Consider the following 22,355-nt stretch of genomic DNA (forward strand, 5'->3'; position numbering starts at 1 on the left):
CACGGATTAAAATAATTAATAATGAACAATTAATAGTTAATAAAGACAGGCGAAAAACACATACCGTTGTTCATTATTCACTTTTAATTATTAATTATTTTAATCTGTGTAATCTGTGGTGAACCTGAAAACGGAAACATTAACATTAAAATATAGATTATCGTATGAAAGAAATCGATTGGGCTAATCTGCCGTTCGGGTATATGAAGACAGATTACAACGTGCGTTGCTATTACCGCGACGGCAAATGGGGAGAATTGGAACTGTGTTCGGAAGAAACGCTGAATATCCACATGGCGGCTACTTGCTTGCACTACGGGCAAGAGGCGTTTGAAGGATTGAAGGCATTCCGCGGCAAGGACGGCAAAATCCGTGTGTTCCGTCCGCAAGCCAATGCCGAGCGTCTGCAAAGCACCTGCAGGGGCATTCTGATGCCCGAACTTCCCACCGAGTTGTTTTGCGAAGCCGTGCGTAAGGTGGTAAAAGCCAACGAACGTTTCATTCCGCCTTACGAAAGCGGTGCCGCTCTTTATATCCGTCCGTTGCTCATCGGTACGGGAGCGCAGGTAGGCGTTCATCCGGCAAGCGAATATTTGTTCGTTATCTTTGTCACTCCGGTAGGACCGTACTTTAAGGGAGGCTTCGCCACCAACTCGTATGTGATTATCCGTGAGTTCGACCGTGCCGCTCCGCTCGGTACAGGTACATATAAAGTAGGCGGAAACTATGCAGCCAGCCTTCGTGCCAACAAAATGGCGCACGATGCAGGCTATGCGTGCGAGTTCTACCTCGATGCCAAGGAAAAGAAATACATCGACGAATGCGGTGCAGCCAATTTCTTCGGCATCAAGGACAATACTTACGTCACTCCGCTCTCTACTTCTATTCTTCCGTCTATCACCAACAAGAGCCTGATGCAATTAGCGGAAGATATGGGCTTGAAAGTAGAACGCCGTCCCATCCCCGAAGAAGAACTGGAGACCTTCGAAGAAGCCGGAGCATGCGGCACAGCGGCGGTCATCAGCCCGATAGAGCGCATCGACGACTTAGAGAACCACAAATCTTACGTCATCTCGAAAGACGGCAAGCCGGGTTCCATTAGCGAAAAGCTCTATCACAAGCTACGCGCCATTCAGTATGGCGACGAACCCGACCCGTACGGATGGGTGATGACGGTGGATTGAAAAAAGAACAGGCAGACACTCAGCCAGAGATTGTGGCGTGACATTGTTCGTCCTTTATATAGAAAAAGAAGCGGAGGCACTGAGTCTTTTTATAGAGATAAAGTGTCTCCGTTTCTTGTTACGTCTGAGTTGCAATTTCTATTCTTTCTTCGTTCCGGTAGTGAAGAAAAGTGGGTCAATATACTAAAGAAACGGTTTTATTTTGATAAGTGTTTATCGGGTAAAATTGCTTCTGTCAAAATGTCAGAAAAGTGCTGACAGAAATGCATACTGCTTCATCGGCTGATGAACCTTATTTCGTTATTCGATTTATAAATGGTTCTAGGATTATTTTCGTTAAAACTATTTAATACTTTGGCTTCTCTTTTACTTTCTTTGAACATTCTACTATATTTGCCGACCGAAAACACTTTTATATTTTTTATGGACGAGATCTTTATAATTATCGGGTTGATAGTACTTAACGGTATTTTCTCCATGTCCGAGGTGGCATTAATATCAGCCCGAAAAACTCGGCTTTCTACCGATGCGAAGAAAGGAAGCAAGGCGGCAAGCGTGGCTCTGAAATTAGCGAACGACCCTGACCGTTTCCTTTCGACTGTTCAAATCGGAATTACGTTAATCGGAATCCTGACCGGTATCTATTCGGGAAATAAAATCGCCAGCGACTTTACGGGGGTATTGACCTCGTGGGGGGTGCCTGCTTCGTATGCCGACACGTTGGCGCAAGGTATCATCGTGGTCATCGTGACTTATCTCACTATCATTTTCGGTGAACTGGTGCCCAAGCGCATCGGATTGAGCATAGCCGAACAAGCGGCGAAGACCGTTTCGCGCCCCATGCGTTTCCTCTCGGTGCTGGCATTGCCTTTCGTATGGTTGCTCTCGAAGAGCACAGAGGTGATATTCAACCTCTTGGGCATCAAGGAGTCGGATAATAAGGTGACCGAAGAGGAAATCAAGTCGATTATCCAGGAAGGTACGGAAGACGGCGAGGTGCAACCCGTAGAGCAAGACATCATGGAGCGTGTGTTCCTGTTGGGCGACCTGAAAGTCAGCTCAATCATGACGCATAAGAACGACATCGTATGGCTTGACACGGACATGACGGCGGATGATGTGAAGAAGGTGTTGAGCGAGAAGCTCTATGAGTTTTATCCGATAGCCGATGGCGACTTGGACCACGTGAAGGGTATCGTAAACCTGAAAGACTTGGTGCTTCACTTGTACGAGCCTGATTTCAAGCTTACTTCGTTGATTCACGAAGCGGTGTTCTTCCACGAGAGCATGAACGTGTATAAGGCATTAGAGCAGATGAAAGCGCGCAAAATCAGCCGTGCATTAGTGTGCGACGAGTTCGGTATCTGCATGGGTGTCATCACGTTGAGAGACATCTTAGAAGGCTTGGTGGGCAATATGGACGGTCCGGGTGAGGAGCCCGACATCATCAAGCGGATGAACAAGGAAGGCTGGTTGGTAGACGGTCAGTGCTCTTTATACGATTTCTTGTGTTATTTCGACCGGAGCGACCTTTTCGAGAACTCCGAATACCACACGCTTGGCGGATTGATTTTGCAGCAATTGCAACACATCCCCGTGAGTGGAGAAACGTTGGAATGGAACGGTTTCAACTTGGAAATCGTAGATATGGACGGTGCCCGCATCGACAAGGTACTGGTGACTATTCCTGCTACGGAAAGGCAAACAGAAGATAACGAATAATGAAATTGCGATGAAGGAAAGACGGAAGTACATAGCATATTGGCTTTTGTTGGTCTGCATGGTGATGCAGATAGCTTCCGTTTTCCCCCATCACCACCACTCGGAACTCTTTTGCCTGCATGCCGACCTGACGGCTTGTGCGGGCGAAGATTGCGATACGGACGGGATGCATCACGAGGGTGACGGCGACCGCCATACGTGTTCGGCAGGATGCGTCACGCATATCCAAAGCGGCACGCCCGATGATGCCGTCCCGCATCTATCTCCCGACTATTCTTTTTATTTGATTCTTTATACTTTCGATACTCTTCTTCATCGGGTGTCCGAATGCTTTTCGCGTGCGGATGCCGTGTATGTGGAAAATCTTCATGCGCAAGATGTGGCGTGTGCTACGGGCTTGCGTGCCCCTCCTTTTTGTTAAGTCTTATACATTGCAACCCGGTTGCGGGGGATATACGCTACATTTGCATCAGGAAAATAAAATCAAAAAGACATACTTATGAAGAAAAGGATTTTTACGGGAGTCTTTGCCTTGCTGGCATTGGCTTCCTGTGGGGGAGGAGAAACGCATTCCCACGAAGAAGATATTCATGCCGGAGAAGCCGCACACGGTGCTTCGGATGAAATTGTGTTGGCACCCGAGAAAGCGGAAGCGGCGGGTGTGAAGACCGAAACGGTACAAGCGGGCACATTCCGCGGAGTAATACAAGTTAGTGGGCAGATACTTGCCTCGCAGGGCGATGAAGCCACGGTGGTGGCAAGTACGTCGGGGGTGGTATCGTTTGTGCGCCCGCTTGTAGAAGGAATGGCGGTAGCGGAAGATAAGGCGGTGTTGACCGTATCGGGAAGCCGCATCCAAGACGGGGACGCCATCAACCGGACGCGCGTGGCTTACGAGACCGCTAAAGCCGAATACGAGCGTGCATCGAAATTGGTAGACCAACAAATCGTGTCGCAAAAGGATTTCAACGCCTTGAAAGAGGCTTACGAGAATGCCCGCATCGCTTACGAGGCTCTTTCGCCCAGTGCAGACGGGCAGGGGGTGTCGGTGGTGTCTCCCATTGCGGGATATATTAAGTCGTGCTTAGTGAAAGAGGGCGATTATGTCACTGTAGGCCAACCCTTGATGACGGTCACCCAGACCCGCCGCCTGCGGTTGCGTGCGGACGTGCCGGAGCGGTATTATCCGATGTTGCGCGGAGTGTCTTCCGCCCATTTCCGCACTTCTTATAACGATCATGTTTATCAACTCGATTCGTTGAACGGACGTTTGCTTTCGTATGGCAAATCTACGGACGGTACCTCTTATTATATTCCTGTTACTTTCGAGTTCGATAATCGGGGCGAAGTGCTTCCGGGTGCTTTTGCCGAGGTCTGGTTGTTGTCGGGCGAGCGGGAAGACATCATCAGCATACCTCGTTCGGCACTTACCGAGGAGCAAGGCGTGAAGTTCGTCTATGTGCAACTGGACGCCGAGTGCTACCAAAAGCGGGAAGTAAAGACGGGAGCCGATGACGGAGCGCGTGTGGAAATTCTTTCGGGCTTGAAAGAGGGTGAAAAATTAGTCACCCAAGGTGCTATCCACGTCAAATTAGCTTCGGCAAGCAATGCCATTCCGGCGCATACACATAATCATTGAAATTAAGAATGAAGAGTTGAAACGCAGATTAGCTCAGATTTACGCAGACAATAATTTAAAATTTTGTTTTATGGCTTAAAATAATCCGTGAAAATCTGCGTCAATCTGCGTTTCAAAATCCAAATAGTAAATAGATCTTATGCTGAACAAGATAATTCGTTTTTCATTGCAGAACCGATTGTTAGTGTTGGTGGCATCGGTGCTTCTGCTTGTGGGAGGGACGTACACCGCCTGGCATACCGAGGTGGATGTGTTTCCCGACCTCAATGCGCCTACGGTGGTGGTGATGACCGAGGCGGGAGGAATGGCGGCTGAAGAGGTGGAACAACTCGTTACTTTCCCTATTGAGACCGCTGTAAACGGAGCTACGGGCGTGCGTCGTGTGCGTTCGTCTTCCACTACGGGATTCTCCGTGGTATGGGTGGAGTTTGATTGGGACACAGATATTTATTTGGCGCGTCAGATTGTGTCCGAAAAATTGGCTACGGTGGGAGAGGACCTGCCCGATAACGTGGGAAATCCTACCTTGGGTCCCCAATCGTCTATCTTGGGCGAATTGCTTATTGTGGGCTTGACCGCCGATAGCACTTCGATGCTCGACCTCCGCACCTTGGCAGACTGGACTATCCGTCCGCGCTTGCTTTCTACGGGAGGCGTGGCTCAGGTGGCAGTATTAGGAGGCGATATCAAGGAGTATCAGGTATTGCTTCATCCCGAGCGGATGAAACATTACGGGGTGACATTGGGTGAGGTAATGGAGGTGACCCGCGGAATGAACCAAAATACCAACGGAGGCGTCATCTACGAGTATGGCAACGAGTACATCGTGCGCGGGGTGGTGTCTACCGAGGAGGTGCAGGAAATGGCTCGTGCGGTTATCAAGACCGTGGGAGGTGCGCCCGTGACGCTTGAAGACATAGCGGATGTACGCATCGGGGCACAACAACCTAAGTTGGGGACGGCTTCGGAGAAAGGAAAGCCTGCCGTACTCATCACCGTGACCAAGCAGCCCCATACGGGCACTATCGAACTGACCGAAAAATTAGAGGCGGCGTTGCACGACCTGCAGAAGAACCTGCCTCCCGATGTGCGTGTCTCTACCGATACCTTCCGCCAGTCGCGCTTCATCGAAAACTCCATCGGCAACGTGCAGGATTCGCTCCTCGAAGGCGCGGTATTCGTGGTTATCGTCCTCTTTCTCTTCCTTGCCAATGTGCGCACTACGCTCATTTCGCTCGTCACGCTTCCTCTCTCGCTGGTGGTGGCGGTGCTCGTGCTCCACTATATGGGCTTGAGCATTAACACGATGAGCCTCGGAGGTATGGCTATCGCTATCGGCTCGTTGGTGGATGATGCGATTGTGGATGTGGAAAACGTGTGGAAACACCTGCGCGAGAACCGGATGCTTCCTGTGGGCGAACGCCGTCCCGTGCTCGAAGTGGTGTTCAACGCTTCGCGCGAGGTGCGTATGCCTATTTTGAACTCTACTTTGATTATCATCGTGAGCTTCGTTCCCTTGTTCTTCCTGAGCGGGATGGAAGGCAGGATGCTGGTGCCGCTGGGCATCGCTTTCATCGTGTCGCTCTTTGCCTCTACAGTGGTGGCGTTGACCCTTACTCCCGTGTTGTGCAGCTACCTGTTAGGCGGTTCGAAGAAAGACGGCTTGCCTCGCGAAGCCTTTCTTGCCGTATGGCTCCGCAAGCATTACGAGAACGGATTGCTGTGGGCGTTGGCACACAAGCGGACGGTCGTGGGGAGCACGCTCGCTCTTTTCCTCGTGGCATTGGGATGCTTCTTCACGTTGGGGCATAGCTTCTTGCCCGCATTCAACGAAGGCTCGTTCACGATTAATGTAAGCTCCTTGCCGGGCATTTCGCTCGAAGAGTCGGACAAGATAGGGCGGCAAGCCGAAGAAATCCTGCTTTCCATTCCCGAAATACAGACCGTGGCGCGGAAGACGGGACGGGCTGAACTGGACGAACATGCTTTGGGCGTGAACGTGTCGGAACTGGAAGCTCCCTTCGAACTCAAGGACCGTTCGCACAAGGAGCTATTAGACGAAGTGCGCCATAAGCTCTCGGTCATTACGGGAGCCAATATCGAGATAGGCCAACCCATCAGCCATCGCATTGACGCCATGCTGAGCGGCACGCAGGCAAGCATCGCTATCAAGCTTTTCGGCGACGACCTGAACCGGATGTTCACCCTCGGAAACCAAATCAAGGATGCGGTGAAAGACGTGGAAGGCATTGCCGACCTGAATGTGGAGCAACAGATAGAGCGTCCCGAACTGAAAATCGTGCCTCGGCGTGAGATGCTGGCGCGTCACGGCATTTCGCTTGCGGCGTTCCGCGAGTTCGTCACGGTCAATATGGCGGGCGAAACGGTGTCGCAAGTCTACGAGCAGGGCAAGGCGTTCAACCTCGTGGTGCGTGCCTCGGAAGACAACCGAGGCTCGATAGAGCGTGTCAAAGACCTGATGATAGACGATGCCGAGGGGCGGAAAATCCCCCTGAGCGATGTGGCAGACGTGGTGTCGGCTATGGGACCGAACACGATTAACCGCGAGAACGTGAAGCGTAAGATTGTCATCTCAGCCAACACCAGCGGGCGCGACCTGCGGAGTGTGGTGAACGACATCCGTGCCCGTGTGGACGAACAGATACACCTGCCCGAAGGCTATCACATCGAATACGGAGGGCAGTTCGAAAGCGAGCAGGCGGCAAGCCGCACCCTGGCGCTCGCCTCGGCGATAAGCATCGTGGTCATCTTCCTCCTGCTCTACTGGCAGTTCAAGAACGCCGCCCAGAGTGCCGTCATCCTTCTCAACTTGCCCTTGGCGTTGATAGGGGGCGTGTTCGTGCTGCTCCTCACCTCGGGCGAACTGAGCATCCCCGCCGTCATCGGTTTCATCTCGCTTTTCGGCATCGCCACGCGCAACGGTATGCTCCTCATCAGCCATTACAACCTGCTCCGCGAAGAGCAAGGCTTGGGCTTGCGCGAGTGTATCGTGCGCGGTTCGCTGGACCGCCTGAACCCGATTCTGATGACCGCTCTCTCGTCAGCATTGGCATTGATTCCGCTTGCCTTGCGCGGTGACCTGCCGGGCAACGAAATCCAAAGCCCGATGGCGAAGGTTATCCTCGGTGGTCTGCTCACATCGACCTTCCTCAATGCCTTCATCGTCCCCATCGTCTACGAATGGATGCACCGGTCTTCCACCACAGATTACACAGATTAAAATAATTGACTATTAACCACAGAATACATTGGAAAATAATTTTATAAATCTGTGTAATCTGTGGTGAAAAACAAACATACACAAACAATGAACAGATACATCACATTAGCCATAGCTTGCTTTGCGGTAGTCCCGATGCAGGCGCAAACGATAGACGACGTGCTCCGCCAGGTGGAGCAAAACAACAAGGAGCTTCAGGCACAGGCACAAGCCACGCTCGCTTCGAAACTCGAAGTGCAGGCGGAAAACAACCTCGAAGACCCTTCGGTGGAGTATAGCCCTTTCTATACGCGGGGCATCACGGGGATGTCCAGTTCGGAACTGGTGGTGACTCAGGGCTTCGATTTTCCCACCCTCTACGGCGCGCGCCGCAAGTCGGGGAAGGTGAAGCAGGAAGCCCTTGACCGGCGTTATCAGGCGGTGCGCCGTGATATCCTTCTGCAAGCCAAGAATCTCTGCCTCGACCTGATTATGCTCCGCCAGAAGCAAGCCCTCCTCGACGAGCGGGCGAAGAATGCCGACGAGCTGCTCGCCCTTTTCGAGAAACGCTTGCAGGAAGGCGACGCGGGTATCCTTGAAGTGAACAAAATCAAGATGGAGCGGATGAGCGTGCAGACCGAGACGGCGCAAACCTCTGCTGCCCACCGTACTGCTCTCCAAGGGCTTCTCGCCCTGAACGGCAACCTGCCCTTCACGTTCGATGCCGACACTTATCCCCGCATGGAGGAACCGAACGATGCCAATGCCCTCTACGATGAGGTAATGGCGACCGATGCGGCTTTGCTCGAAGCTGATGCTAATGCCCGTGCCGCCGAACAGGAACTGAAGGTGAACCGCCAAAGCTGGCTTCCGAAGCTAGAGGTGGGATACCGGCGCAACACTTCGCTCGACGAGAAAAGCAACGGTTTTCTTGTAGGCGGAAGTTTCCCCCTCTTTTCCAACCGCAAGAAGACCCGCATCGCCCGTGCCCAAGCCGTGAGTGCCCGTCTGGCGGCAGACGATGCTCGCCTGAAAGCGGAATCGGAGGTGCATAGCCGTTTCAACGAGATGTGCCGCCTGCGCGAGGCGATGGAGGCATACGATGTAACACTGATGCACCGCACCTTGGCATTGCTCCACGAAGCCGTCCGCGCGGGTCAGCTCTCCGTCATCGAGTTCTATACCGAAGCCGACAACGTCTACTGCAACCTGCAGGCATACATCGAACTGGAAAACCAGTACCAGAAGCTGATGGCGGAGATTTATAAGAATAGGCTTTGAGAGTGAATAATTAATAGTGAACAGTTCATAGTGACTGGCGTTTTGCATATCATTATTAACTGTTCACTATTAACTATTCACTAAAAAACGCTATCTTTGTGCCTGATTAAAAAAACGATGAATTTATGCCACTGAATTTACCTGATAAATTGCCCGCCATTGATTTGTTGAAGGAAGAGAATATCTTCGTTATCGACACGTCTCGCGCGAGTACACAAGACATCCGTCCGTTGAAAATCGTCGTCCTCAACCTGATGCCGATTAAGATTACCACCGAGACCGACCTCATCCGCCTGCTCTCCAACTCGCCTTTGCAGATAGAGGTGAGCTTTATGAAGCTGAAGAGCCACACCTCGAAGAACACGCCGATAGAGCACATGAAGGCGTTCTACCGCGACTTCGACCTGATGCGGGGCGAGAAGTTCGACGGGATGATTATCACGGGCGCGCCTGTGGAGCACCTCGATTTTGAGGGCGTGAACTACTGGAGCGAGCTTCAGACCATTTTCGACTGGGCACGCACGCACGTCACTTCTACGCTCTATATCTGCTGGGCTGCGCAAGCGGGGCTGTACCATTATTACGGCGTGCCGAAATACCAGCTCGGCAAGAAGATGTTCGGCATTTTCGAACATCACGTGTGCGAGGGTTTCCAGAAGCTGCCTATCTTTCGTGGATTCGATGATGTGTTTTTCGTTCCGCACAGCCGCCATACGGAAGTGCGCCGTGCAGATATTGAGAAGCATCCCGAACTTCAGATTGTCTCCGAGTCGGACGATGCGGGCGTACATATCGTAATGGCGCGCGGCGGAAGGGAGTTTTTCGTGACGGGACATTCGGAATATGCCCCTTACACCCTCGACGGGGAATACCGGCGCGATGTGGCGAAAGGCTTGCCCATCGCCCTGCCGAAGAACTATTACCGTGACGATGATCCCGACAAAGGCCCGTTGGTGCGCTGGCGGAGCACCGCCAATCTTTTGTTCTCCAACTGGCTGAACTATTATGTTTATCAGGAGACACCGTATGATATTAATGAAATCCAATGACAATTAATAGTGAATAATTAATAGTTAATAACGATGAATGACATTCTGTCGTTTTCTGTAGCTTGTATTCACTATTAATTGTTCACTATTAATTATTAACTAAAAGACATGACAATCGAACTATTGGCTCCCGCGAAAAACTTGGCGTGCGGGATAGAGGCTATCAACCATGGGGCGGACGCCGTGTATATCGGGGCACCCCGCTTCGGGGCACGTGCCGCCGCGGGAAACTCGTTGGAGGACATCGCGGAATTGGTGCGTTATGCGCATCTGTTTCGGGCGCGTATTTACGTGACGGTGAATACCATTCTGAAGGATGAGGAGCTGAAAGATACCGAGGCGATGATTTGGGACTTGTACCGCATTGGCGTAGACGCGCTCATCGTGCAGGATATGGGCATTACCCGCCTCGACCTGCCTCCCATTCCGCTTCATGCCAGCACGCAGATGGATAACCGCACGGCAGAGAAGGTGAGCTTCTTGGCTGAGGCGGGATTCCGTCAGGTGGTGTTGGCTCGCGAACTGACCTTGGAAGAGATTCGGAAAATCCACCGCGCCTGTCCCGGCACGTTGCTCGAAGTCTTCGTACACGGAGCGTTGTGCGTGAGCTATAGCGGGCAATGCTATGTGAGCCAAGCGTGTTTCGGACGAAGCGCGAACCGTGGGGAATGTGCCCAGTTCTGCCGTCTGGCGTTCGATTTGGAGGATGCCGACGGGAAGGTCATCGCCCACGATAAACACTTGCTTTCGCTCAAGGATATGAATCAAAGCGAAAATTTAGAGGAACTACTCGATGCGGGCGTTTCGTCGCTCAAGATAGAAGGAAGGCTGAAGGACGTGTCGTATGTGAAGAACGTGACGGCTTATTACCGCCAGCGGCTGGACAACATTTTCAAGCGGAGGAAAGAATACGTGCGGGCTTCGTCTGGAAACGTGCGGGTGGAATTCCGTCCTCAGTTGGACAAGAGCTTCAGCCGTGGATTTACCGATTATTTCCTTCACGGGCGCAATCCCGGCATCTTCAACCTGAACACGCCGAAATCGTTGGGCGAGGAAGTGGGAACGGTGAAGGAGGTGCGTGCTACGTGTCTGACCGTGGCGGGCGTGAAGCCTTTTGCCAACGGAGACGGCTTGTGCTACGTGGACGACCAAGGCAAGTTGCAGGGCTTCCGGGTGAACCGTGTGGAGGACAACAAGCTCTTCCCGCAGGAGATGCCCCGCCGCATCCGTCCGAAGACGGTGCTCTACCGCAACTTCGACCAAGCTTTCGAGCGCGCGATGCAGAAGAAGTCCGCCGAGCGGAAGATAGCGGTAGACATGCGATTGGAAGAGAACAATTTCGGCTTCACCCTTACCTTGACCGATGAAGACGGGGTACGTGTGAGCGTGGTGCTGGGACGGGAAAAGGAAATTGCCCGCACTTCGCAAGCCGAGAACTTGAAAGCCCAGTTGCGCAAGTTGGGCAATACGCCTTTCGTGGCGGAAGAGATAAGCATCGGCTTTACGGAAGACTGGTTCATCCCTTCGTCCGAGCTTTCTGATTTGCGGCGCAGGGGCGTGGAACGTTTGCTTTCGGCACGCCGCATTACCTATCCTCAGGAGCGGAGAAGGTGGACAGAGACCGTTCATCCGTTTCCGGCAAAGGTGTTGGATTATCGGGGCAATGTAATGAACCGTGAGGCGGAAGCGTTTTACCGTTCGCACGGCGTGGAACGCATCGCTCCCGCTTTCGAGAAAGACCCTCCGCGCGACGCGGTATTGATGGAATGCAAGCATTGTGTGCGGTATAGCATGGGCTGGTGTCCGGTACATCATCAGAAACGTGCTCCTTTCCGCGAGCCTTTCTACTTGGTGAGCGCAGACGGCAGACGTTTCCGCTTAGAGTTCGATTGCAAGGCGTGCCGGATGAAGGTTCTTTCATCTGTGGTAAAAAAGACGATAGATTATGCTGAAGAGTAAATACCTTATTCCGTTCTTGTTTCTGCTGGCGTTGCTTGCGGCTTGCCATTACCGCCCGATGTACATTCCCGAAAGCGGGGAGGAGGGCGATTCTGCCCGTATCAATACGCGGGCGTATGCGTTGAACAGCAATTTTCAGGTAGAGGCGGATACGTTATGGCTCCATGTACTTCCGTTTATGGACACCGTGGCATTGGTGCAAGGAGATGAAGTGGTGGTGGCGGAATTCGATGTGCATCCGCAAGATTCTGTGGACTCAGTGTGGGTGAAGGTGGCACGCGACCAAGAGACCATCGGTTGGATTCAGGAACGCCGCTTGCTGGAAAACATTGTGCCCGTCGACCCGATTTCGCGCTTTATTCATCTCTTTAGCAATGCCCATACCTTGCCTTTCTTCTTGGTATTAGCGGTGTTTTTCCTTTGGTTTGTCTATCGGGCTGTACGGCGCAAGCAAATCAAGCTCATTTGGCTGAACGATATCGATAGCGTGTTTCCTCTTCTCTTGTCGCTCTTGATGGCGATAGCCGCCACTACGTATAACAGCATCCAGCATTTCGTCCCCGAAACGTGGGAACGGTATTATTATGAGCCTACGCTGAACCCCTTCGATGTGCCTTTCATCTTGGGTTTCTTCATTGTATGTGTGTGGTTGATTGTGCTGGTAGGCGTGGCGGTGCTCGATGATTTGTTTCATCAGACAAAGGCGGAAGTGGCTTTCTTTTACTTGGTAGGGCTGGTTTCGTGCTGCATATTCATTTATGTGTTTTTCACTTACCTCAATATTTACATCGCTTACGTATGCCTTGCCGCCTACGGTGCGGGTTGCATCCGCTGGTTCAGCAAGTCAGACCGCTATCCGTATGTATGCGGGGCGTGCGGGGCAAAGATGCGTGCCAAAGGTATCTGCCCGCATTGCGGGGCGTTGAATGAGTGAGTTTTTCACCACAGATTACACAGATTTAAATAATTAAGAATTAAAAGTGAATAATGAATAACGAAGAATTCTTCAATTAGCCGTCATTAACTATGAATTGTTCATTATTAATTATTTAAATCTATGTAATCTGTGGTGAAAGAACATCAGAAGTTGCACCGCAGGTCGATGCCCACTTGCAAGGGGCGTCCCGCTTGCTCGAACCCGCGGCCCATGGTTTCGAAATAGAATGCTTGGTAATGCTTGTTGAGGGCGTTGGCAATCCACAAGGCGATTTGCCCGTTGCCTTTGGCGAAGCTGATACGTCCGTCCAGGGTACCGTAGAACGGCTGGCTGGCGTTGTTTTGCTCCGTCCAGTAGATGCGTCCTGCCGCCCGGTAGTTGGCATCGAGGGTGATATGGTCAAGTATTGTGTTCCGCCGCAGGGTGAAACGGTATTGCCCTCCCGCACTGAAGGTGTGCTTCGGAACGAAAGGCACGTAACGCCCGTTGTAGGTTTCTTCTTCGCTTACCACGTAATCGGTAAACGTGGCATACGTGTATCCGTAGTTGGCGTTCAGGCTGAAGGCATCGGTCACTTGGGCACGTACCGACGCTTCCGCTCCGATGCTCCGGCTCTTTCCCGCGTTGACTGTGATGCGTCCCAATCCGTTTTCGGCAAAGCGGGAGATTTGCTGGTCGCGCGTGTCCATATAGAAGAAAGCCGCATCGGCTTGTAGCTTTCCGTTCGTGGAGGTAAGGTGTGCTCCCACTTCGTAATTCCACGAATATTCGGGTTTGTAAAGCGTCGCTTCCGATACGTTTACATCCGAGGCGGGGAAGTCGGGCATCATTCCCGCGAAGTTTCCCAGCACTTCGTCTTGCTTGATAGCATCCATCATAGCCGTGCGCAGGTCGTTCTGCACTAAGTCGGAGAACATTTGGATGTTGTAGCCTCCCGAGCGGTAGCCTTTGCTCACCGTGGCGTAGACATTGTTTCGCCGGTTCCATGCGTATTGCAAGGTGAATTTAGGAAGCAATTGCAGGTAATCGGTCCGTTCTTTGCCGATGAATTGGGTCAAGGCTTCCAAAGGGCGCACGATGTCTTGGGGCAGGAAAGGAGCCGAAACACCAAAGTCGAATCCCATGGCGCATTGCGAATCGTAATCCAGCCAAAGCTTTTCGTAATCCAGCCGGAGCCCTACGGTGAGCGAAAGCCCTTCGGTGAAGAGGTCGTTCAAGGTAGACTGGTGATAGATGGCGCCGTTCAATGCAGGAGTTTGGAAAGAACCCGTAACGGTGAGCGGACGGGTAGTGACCTGTGCCGAGAGCTTGGGCGCACTCGACGGAAGATGGGAGAGGCCTGCATTGATGTTGTCTTCTATCAGGCTCCGGATGCCTTCGTCTTCGAAAGTCACGGGGGCATTCGTGTCCAGCCATTGGTAAAATCCGCTCACGCCCGTGGTCCATTGCCAGCGCGTGCCCGGCTTCGATTTCAATACGATTTCTTGCGAAAGGGTTTTCGAGTTCTGCTTTTGCATCATCGTATAGATATCGGCTTCGGTAAAGTCCTGGTCTAAGTTCATCTGGTCATACAGGTATTGGAATCCCGTCACGCTGTTCAGGGTGAAGTTTTCTCCGTGATGCTCGATGTTCAATCCCCCGTTCACTAAGTTGCGCTTGTATCCGCAAGGGTGGTTGTATGCGATTTCACCGATGTGTTCCCCGCGGTTTTCTTCCTTTCCGTCTGTCCGTCCTGTGTAGGCGTAAGGATAGCCGCCTTGGTTGGTATATTCATAATTGAGGGTGAAGTCCAATTTCAGGTCTTCGTTAGGAAACCAGATGGCACGCACACGCCCTCCCGCTTCATCATCGGTATCAATGCGCTTCCCGTTGTAGGCGTTCTTGAAGAAGCCTCCCTTGTGCTCGTAAAACATCCCTACCGAGAACGCGAATTGGTCTGAAATGCGGTGATAGTGTTTCAGCATCGCCTTATAGTTATTATAGGAGGCGGCACTGAGTTGCACATCGGTTCCTTGGTAAGTAAAGGGCGATTTAGTGAACACGCGGATAAGCCCGCCCATCGTATTGCGTCCGTAGAGTGTGCCCTGCGGACCTCGCATCACGTCGATGCGCTCAATGTCGGAGTAGTTGAAGTCGAAAGCGGATTTGTCGATGAACGGGATGTTATCGACATACAATCCTACGGCAGGCGTATTGATGCGCGAACCGATGCCCCGCACGTAGACCGAGGTGGTGAGCTTCGACCCATAATCGGGGATAAATAGATTGGGCACCCGTCCCGAAAGCGATTTCACCGACCCGATTTGCCCGCTCCGTATGTCGGCTTGCGAGAACGAGTTGGACGAAAGCGCTTGTTGGCGTAAGCGGGTGTTTTCTTTCGGTGTGGCGATAATCACCACTTCTTCGATGTCGATAACTTTTACCGTGTCGCGCGGGGCGATAGGTCCGGATGCAAATCCCGATGCCGCCGTGGCAAGCGCAAGGGTCGTAAAGATAAGTCTTGTCTTCATATATTCTTTCTGTGTTATGCTTTTGAGGTTTACCACAGATTACACAGATTAAGAAAATTGATTATCATCGCAGGATTTAATCTTAATTGTTTTAATCTGTGTAATCTGTGGTGAGAAAAACCGCCTGCAAAGTAACGCCAAATCTTCGACACTTGCAATCCCCATAAATGAGGATATTTCCGGTTGTTCTACATTGGTGTTACAATAGGGTCTTAATTTCGGCAGTTTTATTGAAATAAGTCTTTTTTTTGTAACTTATAATCGTCTTTTCAAATATATTTTTTACTTTTGCATTTGTTGTAGCTGTTTTTGTTTAAGCAAAAATGAGCTTCAGAAGATTATTTGTCATGTTGAAAAGGTGATAAATTGTATTCAAGATGACAATGCATAGGCATGTTGTAAATGTGGAAAAAAGATCCGAACTTTTTAGGAGTGTTGTTGTAACTGCTTGTTTCTTAAATGGATAGAGAAGCCGGTAGGATTGGTAGAATTGTCTTTTAATAAATCATCCGTTAAATGGATAATCAAACGAAGCAATGGTTTGTCATGCGCGACTTGACTCGCCCGAATGCCAAGCATCCGGCATACTTGATGTTGCGGGAAAAAGGAATCCGGTATTTCACTCCGATGATTTGGAAAATACAGGTATGCAAGGGCAAGCGGCAGCGGAGAGAAGTGCCTTACATGCAAGACTTGCTTTTCGTTTACGATACCCGTTCGGTGATTGACCCTCTCGTCGAAGAAGTTCCTACTTTCCAATACCGTTTCTTGCGCCATACTTATCGGGTGCCTATGACGGTACGCGAAAAGGATATGGAGCAGTTCATACGGGCAGTAGAGTCGTCAGCTTCTCCTCAATATTATCTTCCGGAGGAAGTTACCCCCGATATGCGCAACCGTAAGATTCGCATGATCGGAGGACAACTTGACGGATACGAAGGCAGCTTGATAACGGTTCGTGGCTCAAAGGTCAAGCGGTTGTTGGTCGAATTGCCTTCGCTTCTGGCTGCAACCGTAGAGGTAGAACCGGAGTTTATCCAGTTGCTCTGACTTCCTCCCTTACGGTTCCAAATCCAGGTATTCCGCAATTACGTTGAAACAGGGGCATGTCTTTTGTGGATTCAGGTCCCGGTGTCCCACGATAAGGGCTTGCGGATATTCCCGGTGCAGTTTTTCCAATAAACGCCGTAGGGCTGTACGTTGTGCGGAAGTGCGTGTGTCTTTAGGCATGCCTTCTTTCGACAGTCCTCCGATGTAACAGATACCGATGCTATGCCGGTTATGTGTCTTACAATGGGCGCCGGCTTGTTTCAGAGAGCGTCCTTCTTCAATGGCTCCGCTGGTAGGTATCACGTAATGGTAGCCGCACCCGTTCCAGCCAATCGAACGGTGATAGTTGTCAATGTCTTTGCAGCGCAAAGGGCTGCCTTCCTGATTGCCGGAGCAATGAATGATGATTAAAGAAATGTCTCGCATAGGTGTTTAAGTTTTAAGTGGTAGAGACGCGGTGTATTATCAACTATCAACTCTCAATTATCAACTTTTAATTTAAAGAATTACGCTTTTGCGGCTTCCAGGTCTACCGTGCTTAGTCCTTCCTTCTCTGCTTTCAACGTAGCTTTTTGAGCAGAACGGCTGCTGACGGGGTTGAACTCGGCGCGTGACAGCAGATTTTGGAAATCATCGCCAGGCGTGAAAATGATATTGACCGAAGTGATATTGGCAGCAGTAAACGCCTTGAGGTTTTCGGCACCTTCCGAACTGAGGGAAATCCAGAAGTTTCCCAAGTCGCCCAGTTGCACTTTCTTGCCTTCCAAGAGCATTTCTACCAGGCATTCGCACATATCCGAGATAACGCCTTTCACCGTACCGCGGGTATATACGCCGTTGTGGTCGGCAATGTGTTTCACGAACTTGTTGAACGACATAAGTTCAGCCATTTGCGGTTTTGCATACGCTTTTTCGGGTGCCATTTCGTCTTGAGGGTTGCCTAAGAGGCATACAGAATAATTAATCATAAGCTTAAAGTTTTTTAGGTTTATAAAAAAGGTTTGTTTTTAGATAGATTTTCATTTAAAAGGTTATTTGTCATTCGGTTACATGCAACTGGTAATACCTAATGTTGTACCGATTGCTGTGAGGATTGTGATTAATGTTTGGATAATAATACCCCAAATGTTTTTCTTTTCCATACGTTTATTAGTTTATAGTTAATAATTTGTAGTTGATAGTTGAGAGTTGATAATTGATAGTTTGATATCCTTCGTCTCAATTTTCAATTTTCAATTTCAATAAGTCATAGACCGTTTGTCGTTGATTGACAATGCAAAGATAGAGCGGGGATGAGGCGAAAGAAAGCGCGTTCGGAACCGTTTAAAATCCGTTCGGGATTTGTTCGGTAATCCTGCGTTTAAGAGGTATTCATAATCCTATTTCTATGGAACAATTCAATAATTTCGGTACTATTCATCAGCTTAGTACAGGCGATCATGCTACATTGATATATAATAATAAGGAGGAGAAAGACGGTACTGTCTCCGAAGAAAAGCTCAGTTGTTCTCCCGAAGAGCAGGCATTGGCGGTTTATTTGCAGGAAGCCTCTCGGCGCGAGGCGGTTATAGCCCAACTGGCTTTGGTCACCACAGCCCGTGAAATTGCTTTCAAGGTAGTGGCTTCCCTGTCCGACCTTCCCAATATCGACCGCTATGTCGTGGTAAAGAAAGATTTCATCAACTCTTTGTTGTCTTTTACGCCGAATCTTACCCACGGCAATTCCGTCAACAATGTACGCGAGCAAATCAACAAAATGGTAGACCAAAATAAATGGAAACGATAGTGCACCGCAAATTACAAATTTGCCTTTCAGACCTGTTTCGGGTCACTCTCGGGTGGCTGTTCGTTACGGTCTGCATCTATGTTTTCGAAATAGAGGATGAAATGCTGTGTGGATATACTTTCGGGACATTGGTATGGCATGCAATCGCTTACACGGTATTGTTGGCGGTTGTCGTTTGGTTTTTAGACCTGATACTTCCGGAAAGAAAGAAGGTGCGCGGCAAGAAGAAACGTCATGCCGTCTTTCATATTTCAAGCACCACCAACCATATTGACATAGAAAACAGAGGGACAATCCACCAGTTAAGCACAGGCAAGGATTCTTCCCAAACCATCAACGAAGACAAGTAACGCCCAGCCGGAAAACTGGGTTTTTGCAGAATGAAGCCACTCATCGAGCGAATGCTGGCCGCACGTTTTTGGAGAATGTATAAGCATGGCATATCCCGATGGCTGATTCGTTTGTTTGTTCCGATGTCTTGTTGAGCATAGGTTATGTGGTAGGGGTGCTGCTCTGTATCGGGCTTCATCTGAAGATTCTGGAGTGGCGCACGAAAAAGAAAGACGGTAAAAAAACGTTGGTCGATGAGTTATGCGAGAAAGCTGAGGCAAAAGGGGTTAAGTTGACCGAAGAAGAGGCAAAAAGCCTGTTGCATAAGCTGTTTTTCGATTATATAGACAGGCTAGAGCCTCAAAAAGAGAAGACGGAAGACGAAGAATAAAGCCTGCCAGAATGTCTGCCGTTAGCTGACAAAAATGCATACGGCTTCATCCGCCTCCGAAGCCTGCTTCGTTTCCCCAATCATCCGGCTTCGTAGCCCGATGCAGCTAGCTGCGTTTGCAGCGCCGAAATATTCCCGATTGCTTGCATTTGGCGGAATAAATGCTTATATTTGCAGAAAAGGAGGAGCTAACATGAAGACAAAAGATGAATATATCAAGTTATTACAATCGTGTGCAACGATTTTGCGTGAACAATTTGATGTCCGTACACTTTGCTTGTTTGGCTCCGTAGCCCGAAACGAACAAACAGAAGATAGTGATGTAGATATTTGTGTAGAAATGGAACCGAAGCTTTATCGTTTTGTGGAATTAGGTATGTTTCTTGAAAAATTGTTAGACAGTCGTGTGGACGTAGTTCGTATGCATCGCAATATGAATGCCTTGTTACAAAAAGAAATCGAAAAAGACCGTATCTATGTGTTGTCGTGAGCGGAAAGAAAGAATATTGTTGACTTTAAGACAGGTAGAACATTCTATTCTTTTATTGCAAGAATGGAATAAAGGTATGTCTAATGCTGACGATTATTTGCTTTCTCCAGAGGGTACTAAAAACTGGAATGCCTTAAATAGAGTGCTTACATAAACTTTCTTACTAAAATATGATAAGAAGCAATAAATCCACATGATATACCAGTGATGTTTTGATAAAACTTTTTATATTTGCAAAAAAAATCATGAATATGATCGATAATGATATGATAATCGATATAACCGCTCCAGACGTTATTCAGGAAATTTGGGAAAAAGGAATATCTGTTGATGGATATGATGCAAATTTATATCGTCAAGATTTTGCCGGTGCATGGATTGCACGAGATAAATATGGAAATACAGAAAGTATGTTGGGATGGGAAATAGACCATGTTTATCCTACAGCAAAAGGAGGAGATAATCATTTTATCAATTTACGTCCGATGAATTGGCAAAATAATAGAAGCAAGGGTGATGATTTCCCCGATTATCTTGCTGTTGTCACATCAGAAAAGAGCGTGAACATTCAAACTGAGGCCAATTATACCGTCAATCAAAAGTTAGTGGAAGAGCTAAAAAAACTTTATGAATTATGATTAAAGGAATTGCCATAGAAAAGTTATTTGGCATCTATAATTATGATATTAAGATACCTCAGGGAGAGAATGTAAGCATTCTTACCGGTCCTAATGGTTATGGTAAAACAACGATATTAAACATTATCAGGCATTTATTGAATTGTGAATTTTGGTTTTTTTATTTCTTAGAGTTTAGGCGGATTTTAATTTTGTTTGATTCGGATAAATATATAGAAATACAAAAGTCTGCTGTTGCACAGCTTGATTATACATTGTTATCAGACAAAGATACTGTAGACTTAAGTGGAACATTACAATCTCAGGCAAAAATAGCATTAAAGGAAAATGACCGCTGATAAACTGAAAAACTATGACTTTTTGCATACAAGTTGTTATAACCCAGCTTCCAGTCATGGTTTGATAGAGAAGGACGATTTAGACGATTTTATAGAAAGACATCAAGAGTGTTCTGATTGGGAATTTATAAATGGGCATGATTTTATTCAAAGATTATGTTTCTATTTGAAATCTACCCATCATAAAAATAACCTAAATGAGGAAAAGATTAAGTTTGCGTTATATCCTTGTTTCGATATGAATGCATTTCAAAGAACATTGCTTTATGGAAATATACGACGATGGGAAGTAAATAATGGAAAACCTATTCTGAAACCTGTATCGTAAACATTAAAGATACTCGTAAAAAGTAGGTAATCAGCCCAAAATCAGCCATTGACTGAAAGCTTTATCTTCGTTGCGAATAAGAATCATGATTACTATCAAACACACCGATTTCACGTCCGACATCAGTTTGGCATCCATGCTGATGGTCTGCACAAAAGAAAACATGTTGGATACCTGCAAGAAACTCGGTCTCTATGTCAGCCCAAATCTAAGAAAGGAAGAGACGGCACGCCGCATTGCGCAGGAGATTTTAGACAATCCCCTTGCCGTGCTGTGTAGCCTGAGCAAGAGTGAACTGCAATTAGTGGACGAGTTTGTGAAGGCAGGTCCGAACCAATACCTCACCAAAAAAATGCGTAAGACACAATATAAGTTGCAGAAATACGCGCTAATATTGACTTTCGAAGATTTCGCGGCCAATGAATGGAAGATGCTGATGCCAGATTGTGTACGTGAGTCGCTTTCCAACAGTTTGCCGACCATTCTGTCCATCACAGAGAAAACGGGAAAGGCACCGAGTTACAAAGAATTTCAGATGCTGGCGTTTCTAAACTCGTTAGAAGGCTGTAAGTGAATAGGATTCCGGCAAAAATCGCCTTGGCTACAACCTTGTATTAATTATTCAAGACTAATTTTTAACATAACTCGGTTTAGGGCATTGTTTAGTGTCTTTTCAAAAGGGATGTCCTAAATTAAACAATTATTTTTATTATTTATGATACAAAAAATCTCATTTCAGAATTACAAAGCCTTTGAGAAAGGAGAAATAAAAATAAAGCCTATAACCATATTATTGGGAGCTAATAGTGTTGGTAAAAGTAGTATAATTAATTTATTGTTAATGCTACAACAAACGGCTAATTCAAGAAACTACAAATCAGCTCTTAGATTACATGGTGAAAACGTGAGTATGGGTGAATGTGAAAATATATTTAGAAATAAAAAAACTGAAAATAATATAGTTATTGGTTTTGATTTTAATAATTCAACATTATTGGAACTATTAAAAGGTGGTTTATTAGAGGATTTTATTGATATTTTATTTCAGCCAATAGAACTTCTGTCTAGTTTTCCTGATTACAGATTAAAGAATAATATAAATATAAATATAAATCAATTCCTTAATCAGAAACAGGAAATAGACACCCAAGTTTATGCTTCAAAACAAAAATTTATAAAATTATATACAACTATAGAATCTATCATGAATAATAGTAGCAATACGTATTCTGATAAATTAAGATACTATTTAATAAATATCAAAAAAGAGGTTCTACTCAATGAAAAAAAACATATAGAATTATTATATGATTTTCTAAGAAATGTAAAAGATATCATACAGATAGAAGATGAAACTTTTAATTTATCATTTGAATTACTTTTTACAAAATCAAACAAAAAAGAAGATGTACTTAAGATTAAAAAAGTGTCTTTAATTTATAAAAAGCACTCCATTTTAGATATAGAACTTATACTGAATAAAAACAATTCTACATATGAGAA

The 22,355-nt window shown here is 47.9% G+C and carries 23 protein-coding genes; 19 read left to right on the forward strand and 4 right to left on the reverse strand.

From position 1 onward, the window contains the following. The first annotated feature begins 164 nt into the window (after positions 1-164). From B5F91_RS12135 to B5F91_RS12175, 9 genes are all read left to right on the forward strand, one after another. Positions 165-1,184, forward strand: coding sequence for a branched-chain amino acid aminotransferase (locus tag B5F91_RS12135; RefSeq protein WP_087429339.1), 1,020 nt, complete (start codon positions 165-167; stop codon positions 1,182-1,184). Positions 1,185-1,607: 423 nt separating this feature from the next. Then, positions 1,608-2,906, forward strand: a complete 1,299-nt coding sequence (locus B5F91_RS12140) for a hemolysin family protein (protein ID WP_087429340.1) — start codon at positions 1,608-1,610, stop codon at positions 2,904-2,906. A 10-nt stretch (positions 2,907-2,916) separates the two neighbouring features. Further along, positions 2,917-3,327, forward strand: coding sequence for a DUF6769 family protein (locus B5F91_RS12145; RefSeq protein ID WP_239416426.1), 411 nt, complete (start codon positions 2,917-2,919; stop codon positions 3,325-3,327). A 78-nt stretch (positions 3,328-3,405) separates the two neighbouring features. Further along, on the forward strand, positions 3,406-4,545 hold the full coding sequence (locus tag B5F91_RS12150) for an efflux RND transporter periplasmic adaptor subunit (RefSeq protein ID WP_087429342.1): 1,140 nt from the start codon (positions 3,406-3,408) through the stop codon (positions 4,543-4,545). A 139-nt stretch (positions 4,546-4,684) separates the two neighbouring features. Then, positions 4,685-7,786: an efflux RND transporter permease subunit gene (locus tag B5F91_RS12155; RefSeq protein ID WP_087429343.1), complete on the forward strand. Its 3,102-nt coding sequence runs from the start codon at positions 4,685-4,687 to the stop codon at positions 7,784-7,786. Between the two features lie 87 nt (positions 7,787-7,873). After that, positions 7,874-9,046 (forward strand): TolC family protein, encoded by a 1,173-nt coding sequence (locus B5F91_RS12160; RefSeq protein ID WP_087429344.1) that lies wholly within the window; start codon positions 7,874-7,876, stop codon positions 9,044-9,046. 125 nt (positions 9,047-9,171) lie between these two features. Continuing rightward, complete coding sequence (metA, locus tag B5F91_RS12165; protein WP_087429345.1) at positions 9,172-10,095, forward strand: homoserine O-succinyltransferase; 924 nt, start codon at positions 9,172-9,174, stop codon at positions 10,093-10,095. Positions 10,096-10,203: 108 nt separating this feature from the next. Next, complete coding sequence (locus B5F91_RS12170; RefSeq protein WP_087429346.1) at positions 10,204-12,054, forward strand: U32 family peptidase; 1,851 nt, start codon at positions 10,204-10,206, stop codon at positions 12,052-12,054. Next, positions 12,041-12,988, forward strand: coding sequence for a hypothetical protein (locus B5F91_RS12175; protein ID WP_087429359.1), 948 nt, complete (start codon positions 12,041-12,043; stop codon positions 12,986-12,988). The genes B5F91_RS12170 and B5F91_RS12175 overlap by 14 nt, the downstream gene beginning before the upstream one ends. A gap of 146 nt (positions 12,989-13,134) precedes the next feature. On the opposite strand, the gene B5F91_RS12180 is transcribed toward B5F91_RS12175, so the two are convergent. Beyond that, positions 13,135-15,501, reverse strand: a complete 2,367-nt coding sequence (locus B5F91_RS12180; protein WP_087429360.1) for a TonB-dependent receptor — start codon at positions 15,499-15,501, stop codon at positions 13,135-13,137. 516 nt (positions 15,502-16,017) lie between these two features. Between B5F91_RS12180 and B5F91_RS12185 the strand changes: the two genes are divergently transcribed. Further along, positions 16,018-16,551, forward strand: a complete 534-nt coding sequence (locus tag B5F91_RS12185) for a UpxY family transcription antiterminator (RefSeq protein WP_087429347.1) — start codon at positions 16,018-16,020, stop codon at positions 16,549-16,551. Between the two features lie 9 nt (positions 16,552-16,560). Here B5F91_RS12185 and B5F91_RS12190 read toward each other — a convergent pair whose 3' ends face one another. The 3 genes from B5F91_RS12190 to B5F91_RS15220 form a co-directional block, all read right to left on the reverse strand. Beyond that, on the reverse strand, positions 16,561-16,977 hold the full coding sequence (locus B5F91_RS12190; protein WP_087429348.1) for an N-acetylmuramoyl-L-alanine amidase: 417 nt from the start codon (positions 16,975-16,977) through the stop codon (positions 16,561-16,563). An 80-nt stretch (positions 16,978-17,057) separates the two neighbouring features. Beyond that, positions 17,058-17,519 carry an HU family DNA-binding protein gene (locus tag B5F91_RS12195; RefSeq protein WP_087429349.1) on the reverse strand — a complete coding sequence of 154 codons (462 nt, stop codon included), beginning with the start codon at positions 17,517-17,519 and terminating at the stop codon, positions 17,058-17,060. Between the two features lie 78 nt (positions 17,520-17,597). Beyond that, positions 17,598-17,693: a smalltalk protein gene (locus tag B5F91_RS15220; RefSeq protein ID WP_158099917.1), complete on the reverse strand. Its 96-nt coding sequence runs from the start codon at positions 17,691-17,693 to the stop codon at positions 17,598-17,600. Between the two features lie 245 nt (positions 17,694-17,938). Here B5F91_RS15220 and B5F91_RS12200 point away from each other — a divergent pair, with 245 nt between their 5' ends. The 9 genes from B5F91_RS12200 to B5F91_RS12240 all read left to right on the forward strand — a co-directional run. Further along, positions 17,939-18,337, forward strand: coding sequence for a hypothetical protein (locus tag B5F91_RS12200; protein ID WP_087429350.1), 399 nt, complete (start codon positions 17,939-17,941; stop codon positions 18,335-18,337). Beyond that, on the forward strand, positions 18,325-18,687 hold the full coding sequence (locus tag B5F91_RS12205; RefSeq protein ID WP_144025114.1) for a hypothetical protein: 363 nt from the start codon (positions 18,325-18,327) through the stop codon (positions 18,685-18,687). Before B5F91_RS12200 ends, B5F91_RS12205 begins: the two co-directional genes overlap by 13 nt. A gap of 98 nt (positions 18,688-18,785) precedes the next feature. After that, positions 18,786-19,058 carry a hypothetical protein gene (locus tag B5F91_RS12210; RefSeq protein ID WP_087429352.1) on the forward strand — a complete coding sequence of 91 codons (273 nt, stop codon included), beginning with the start codon at positions 18,786-18,788 and terminating at the stop codon, positions 19,056-19,058. A 193-nt stretch (positions 19,059-19,251) separates the two neighbouring features. Beyond that, entirely contained in the window at positions 19,252-19,548 is a 297-nt protein-coding gene (locus tag B5F91_RS12215; RefSeq protein WP_087429361.1) for a nucleotidyltransferase domain-containing protein, read from the forward strand. A 245-nt stretch (positions 19,549-19,793) separates the two neighbouring features. Next, positions 19,794-20,186 (forward strand): HNH endonuclease signature motif containing protein, encoded by a 393-nt coding sequence (locus tag B5F91_RS14990; protein ID WP_239416427.1) that lies wholly within the window; start codon positions 19,794-19,796, stop codon positions 20,184-20,186. After that, positions 20,183-20,524 carry an ATP-binding cassette domain-containing protein gene (locus B5F91_RS12225; RefSeq protein WP_087429353.1) on the forward strand — a complete coding sequence of 114 codons (342 nt, stop codon included), beginning with the start codon at positions 20,183-20,185 and terminating at the stop codon, positions 20,522-20,524. Before B5F91_RS14990 ends, B5F91_RS12225 begins: the two co-directional genes overlap by 4 nt. Beyond that, positions 20,514-20,852 carry a hypothetical protein gene (locus B5F91_RS12230; RefSeq protein ID WP_144025115.1) on the forward strand — a complete coding sequence of 113 codons (339 nt, stop codon included), beginning with the start codon at positions 20,514-20,516 and terminating at the stop codon, positions 20,850-20,852. The genes B5F91_RS12225 and B5F91_RS12230 overlap by 11 nt, the downstream gene beginning before the upstream one ends. Before the next feature lie 85 nt (positions 20,853-20,937). Continuing rightward, entirely contained in the window at positions 20,938-21,426 is a 489-nt protein-coding gene (locus B5F91_RS12235; RefSeq protein WP_087429355.1) for a hypothetical protein, read from the forward strand. 141 nt (positions 21,427-21,567) lie between these two features. Beyond that, positions 21,568-22,355, forward strand: a 788-nt coding sequence (locus B5F91_RS12240) for an AAA family ATPase (RefSeq protein ID WP_158099918.1), incomplete at its 3' end; no start/stop codon positions are given.

Source organism: Bacteroides sp. An322 (assembly GCF_002161765.1).
Taxonomy (GTDB): Bacteria; Bacteroidota; Bacteroidia; order Bacteroidales; family Bacteroidaceae; genus Phocaeicola; species Phocaeicola merdavium.

What these genes read in the sequence shown, in the direction of transcription:
- B5F91_RS12135 (WP_087429339.1), top strand. Translation starts at nt 165, where the DNA reads ATGAAAGAAATCGATTGGGCTAATCTGCCGTTCGGGTATATGAAGACA.
- B5F91_RS12140 (WP_087429340.1), top strand. Translation starts at nt 1,608, where the DNA reads ATGGACGAGATCTTTATAATTATCGGGTTGATAGTACTTAACGGTATT.
- B5F91_RS12145 (WP_239416426.1), top strand. Translation starts at nt 2,917, where the DNA reads ATGAAGGAAAGACGGAAGTACATAGCATATTGGCTTTTGTTGGTCTGC.
- B5F91_RS12150 (WP_087429342.1), top strand. Translation starts at nt 3,406, where the DNA reads ATGAAGAAAAGGATTTTTACGGGAGTCTTTGCCTTGCTGGCATTGGCT.
- B5F91_RS12155 (WP_087429343.1), top strand. Translation starts at nt 4,685, where the DNA reads ATGCTGAACAAGATAATTCGTTTTTCATTGCAGAACCGATTGTTAGTG.
- B5F91_RS12160 (WP_087429344.1), top strand. Translation starts at nt 7,874, where the DNA reads ATGAACAGATACATCACATTAGCCATAGCTTGCTTTGCGGTAGTCCCG.
- metA (WP_087429345.1), top strand. Translation starts at nt 9,172, where the DNA reads ATGCCACTGAATTTACCTGATAAATTGCCCGCCATTGATTTGTTGAAG.
- B5F91_RS12170 (WP_087429346.1), top strand. Translation starts at nt 10,204, where the DNA reads ATGACAATCGAACTATTGGCTCCCGCGAAAAACTTGGCGTGCGGGATA.
- B5F91_RS12175 (WP_087429359.1), top strand. Translation starts at nt 12,041, where the DNA reads ATGCTGAAGAGTAAATACCTTATTCCGTTCTTGTTTCTGCTGGCGTTG.
- B5F91_RS12180 (WP_087429360.1), bottom strand. Translation starts at nt 15,501, where the DNA reads ATGAAGACAAGACTTATCTTTACGACCCTTGCGCTTGCCACGGCGGCA.
- B5F91_RS12185 (WP_087429347.1), top strand. Translation starts at nt 16,018, where the DNA reads ATGGATAATCAAACGAAGCAATGGTTTGTCATGCGCGACTTGACTCGC.
- B5F91_RS12190 (WP_087429348.1), bottom strand. Translation starts at nt 16,977, where the DNA reads ATGCGAGACATTTCTTTAATCATCATTCATTGCTCCGGCAATCAGGAA.
- B5F91_RS12195 (WP_087429349.1), bottom strand. Translation starts at nt 17,519, where the DNA reads ATGATTAATTATTCTGTATGCCTCTTAGGCAACCCTCAAGACGAAATG.
- B5F91_RS15220 (WP_158099917.1), bottom strand. Translation starts at nt 17,693, where the DNA reads ATGGAAAAGAAAAACATTTGGGGTATTATTATCCAAACATTAATCACA.
- B5F91_RS12200 (WP_087429350.1), top strand. Translation starts at nt 17,939, where the DNA reads ATGGAACAATTCAATAATTTCGGTACTATTCATCAGCTTAGTACAGGC.
- B5F91_RS12205 (WP_144025114.1), top strand. Translation starts at nt 18,325, where the DNA reads ATGGAAACGATAGTGCACCGCAAATTACAAATTTGCCTTTCAGACCTG.
- B5F91_RS12210 (WP_087429352.1), top strand. Translation starts at nt 18,786, where the DNA reads ATGGCTGATTCGTTTGTTTGTTCCGATGTCTTGTTGAGCATAGGTTAT.
- B5F91_RS12215 (WP_087429361.1), top strand. Translation starts at nt 19,252, where the DNA reads ATGAAGACAAAAGATGAATATATCAAGTTATTACAATCGTGTGCAACG.
- B5F91_RS14990 (WP_239416427.1), top strand. Translation starts at nt 19,794, where the DNA reads ATGAATATGATCGATAATGATATGATAATCGATATAACCGCTCCAGAC.
- B5F91_RS12225 (WP_087429353.1), top strand. Translation starts at nt 20,183, where the DNA reads ATGATTAAAGGAATTGCCATAGAAAAGTTATTTGGCATCTATAATTAT.
- B5F91_RS12230 (WP_144025115.1), top strand. Translation starts at nt 20,514, where the DNA reads ATGACCGCTGATAAACTGAAAAACTATGACTTTTTGCATACAAGTTGT.
- B5F91_RS12235 (WP_087429355.1), top strand. Translation starts at nt 20,938, where the DNA reads ATGATTACTATCAAACACACCGATTTCACGTCCGACATCAGTTTGGCA.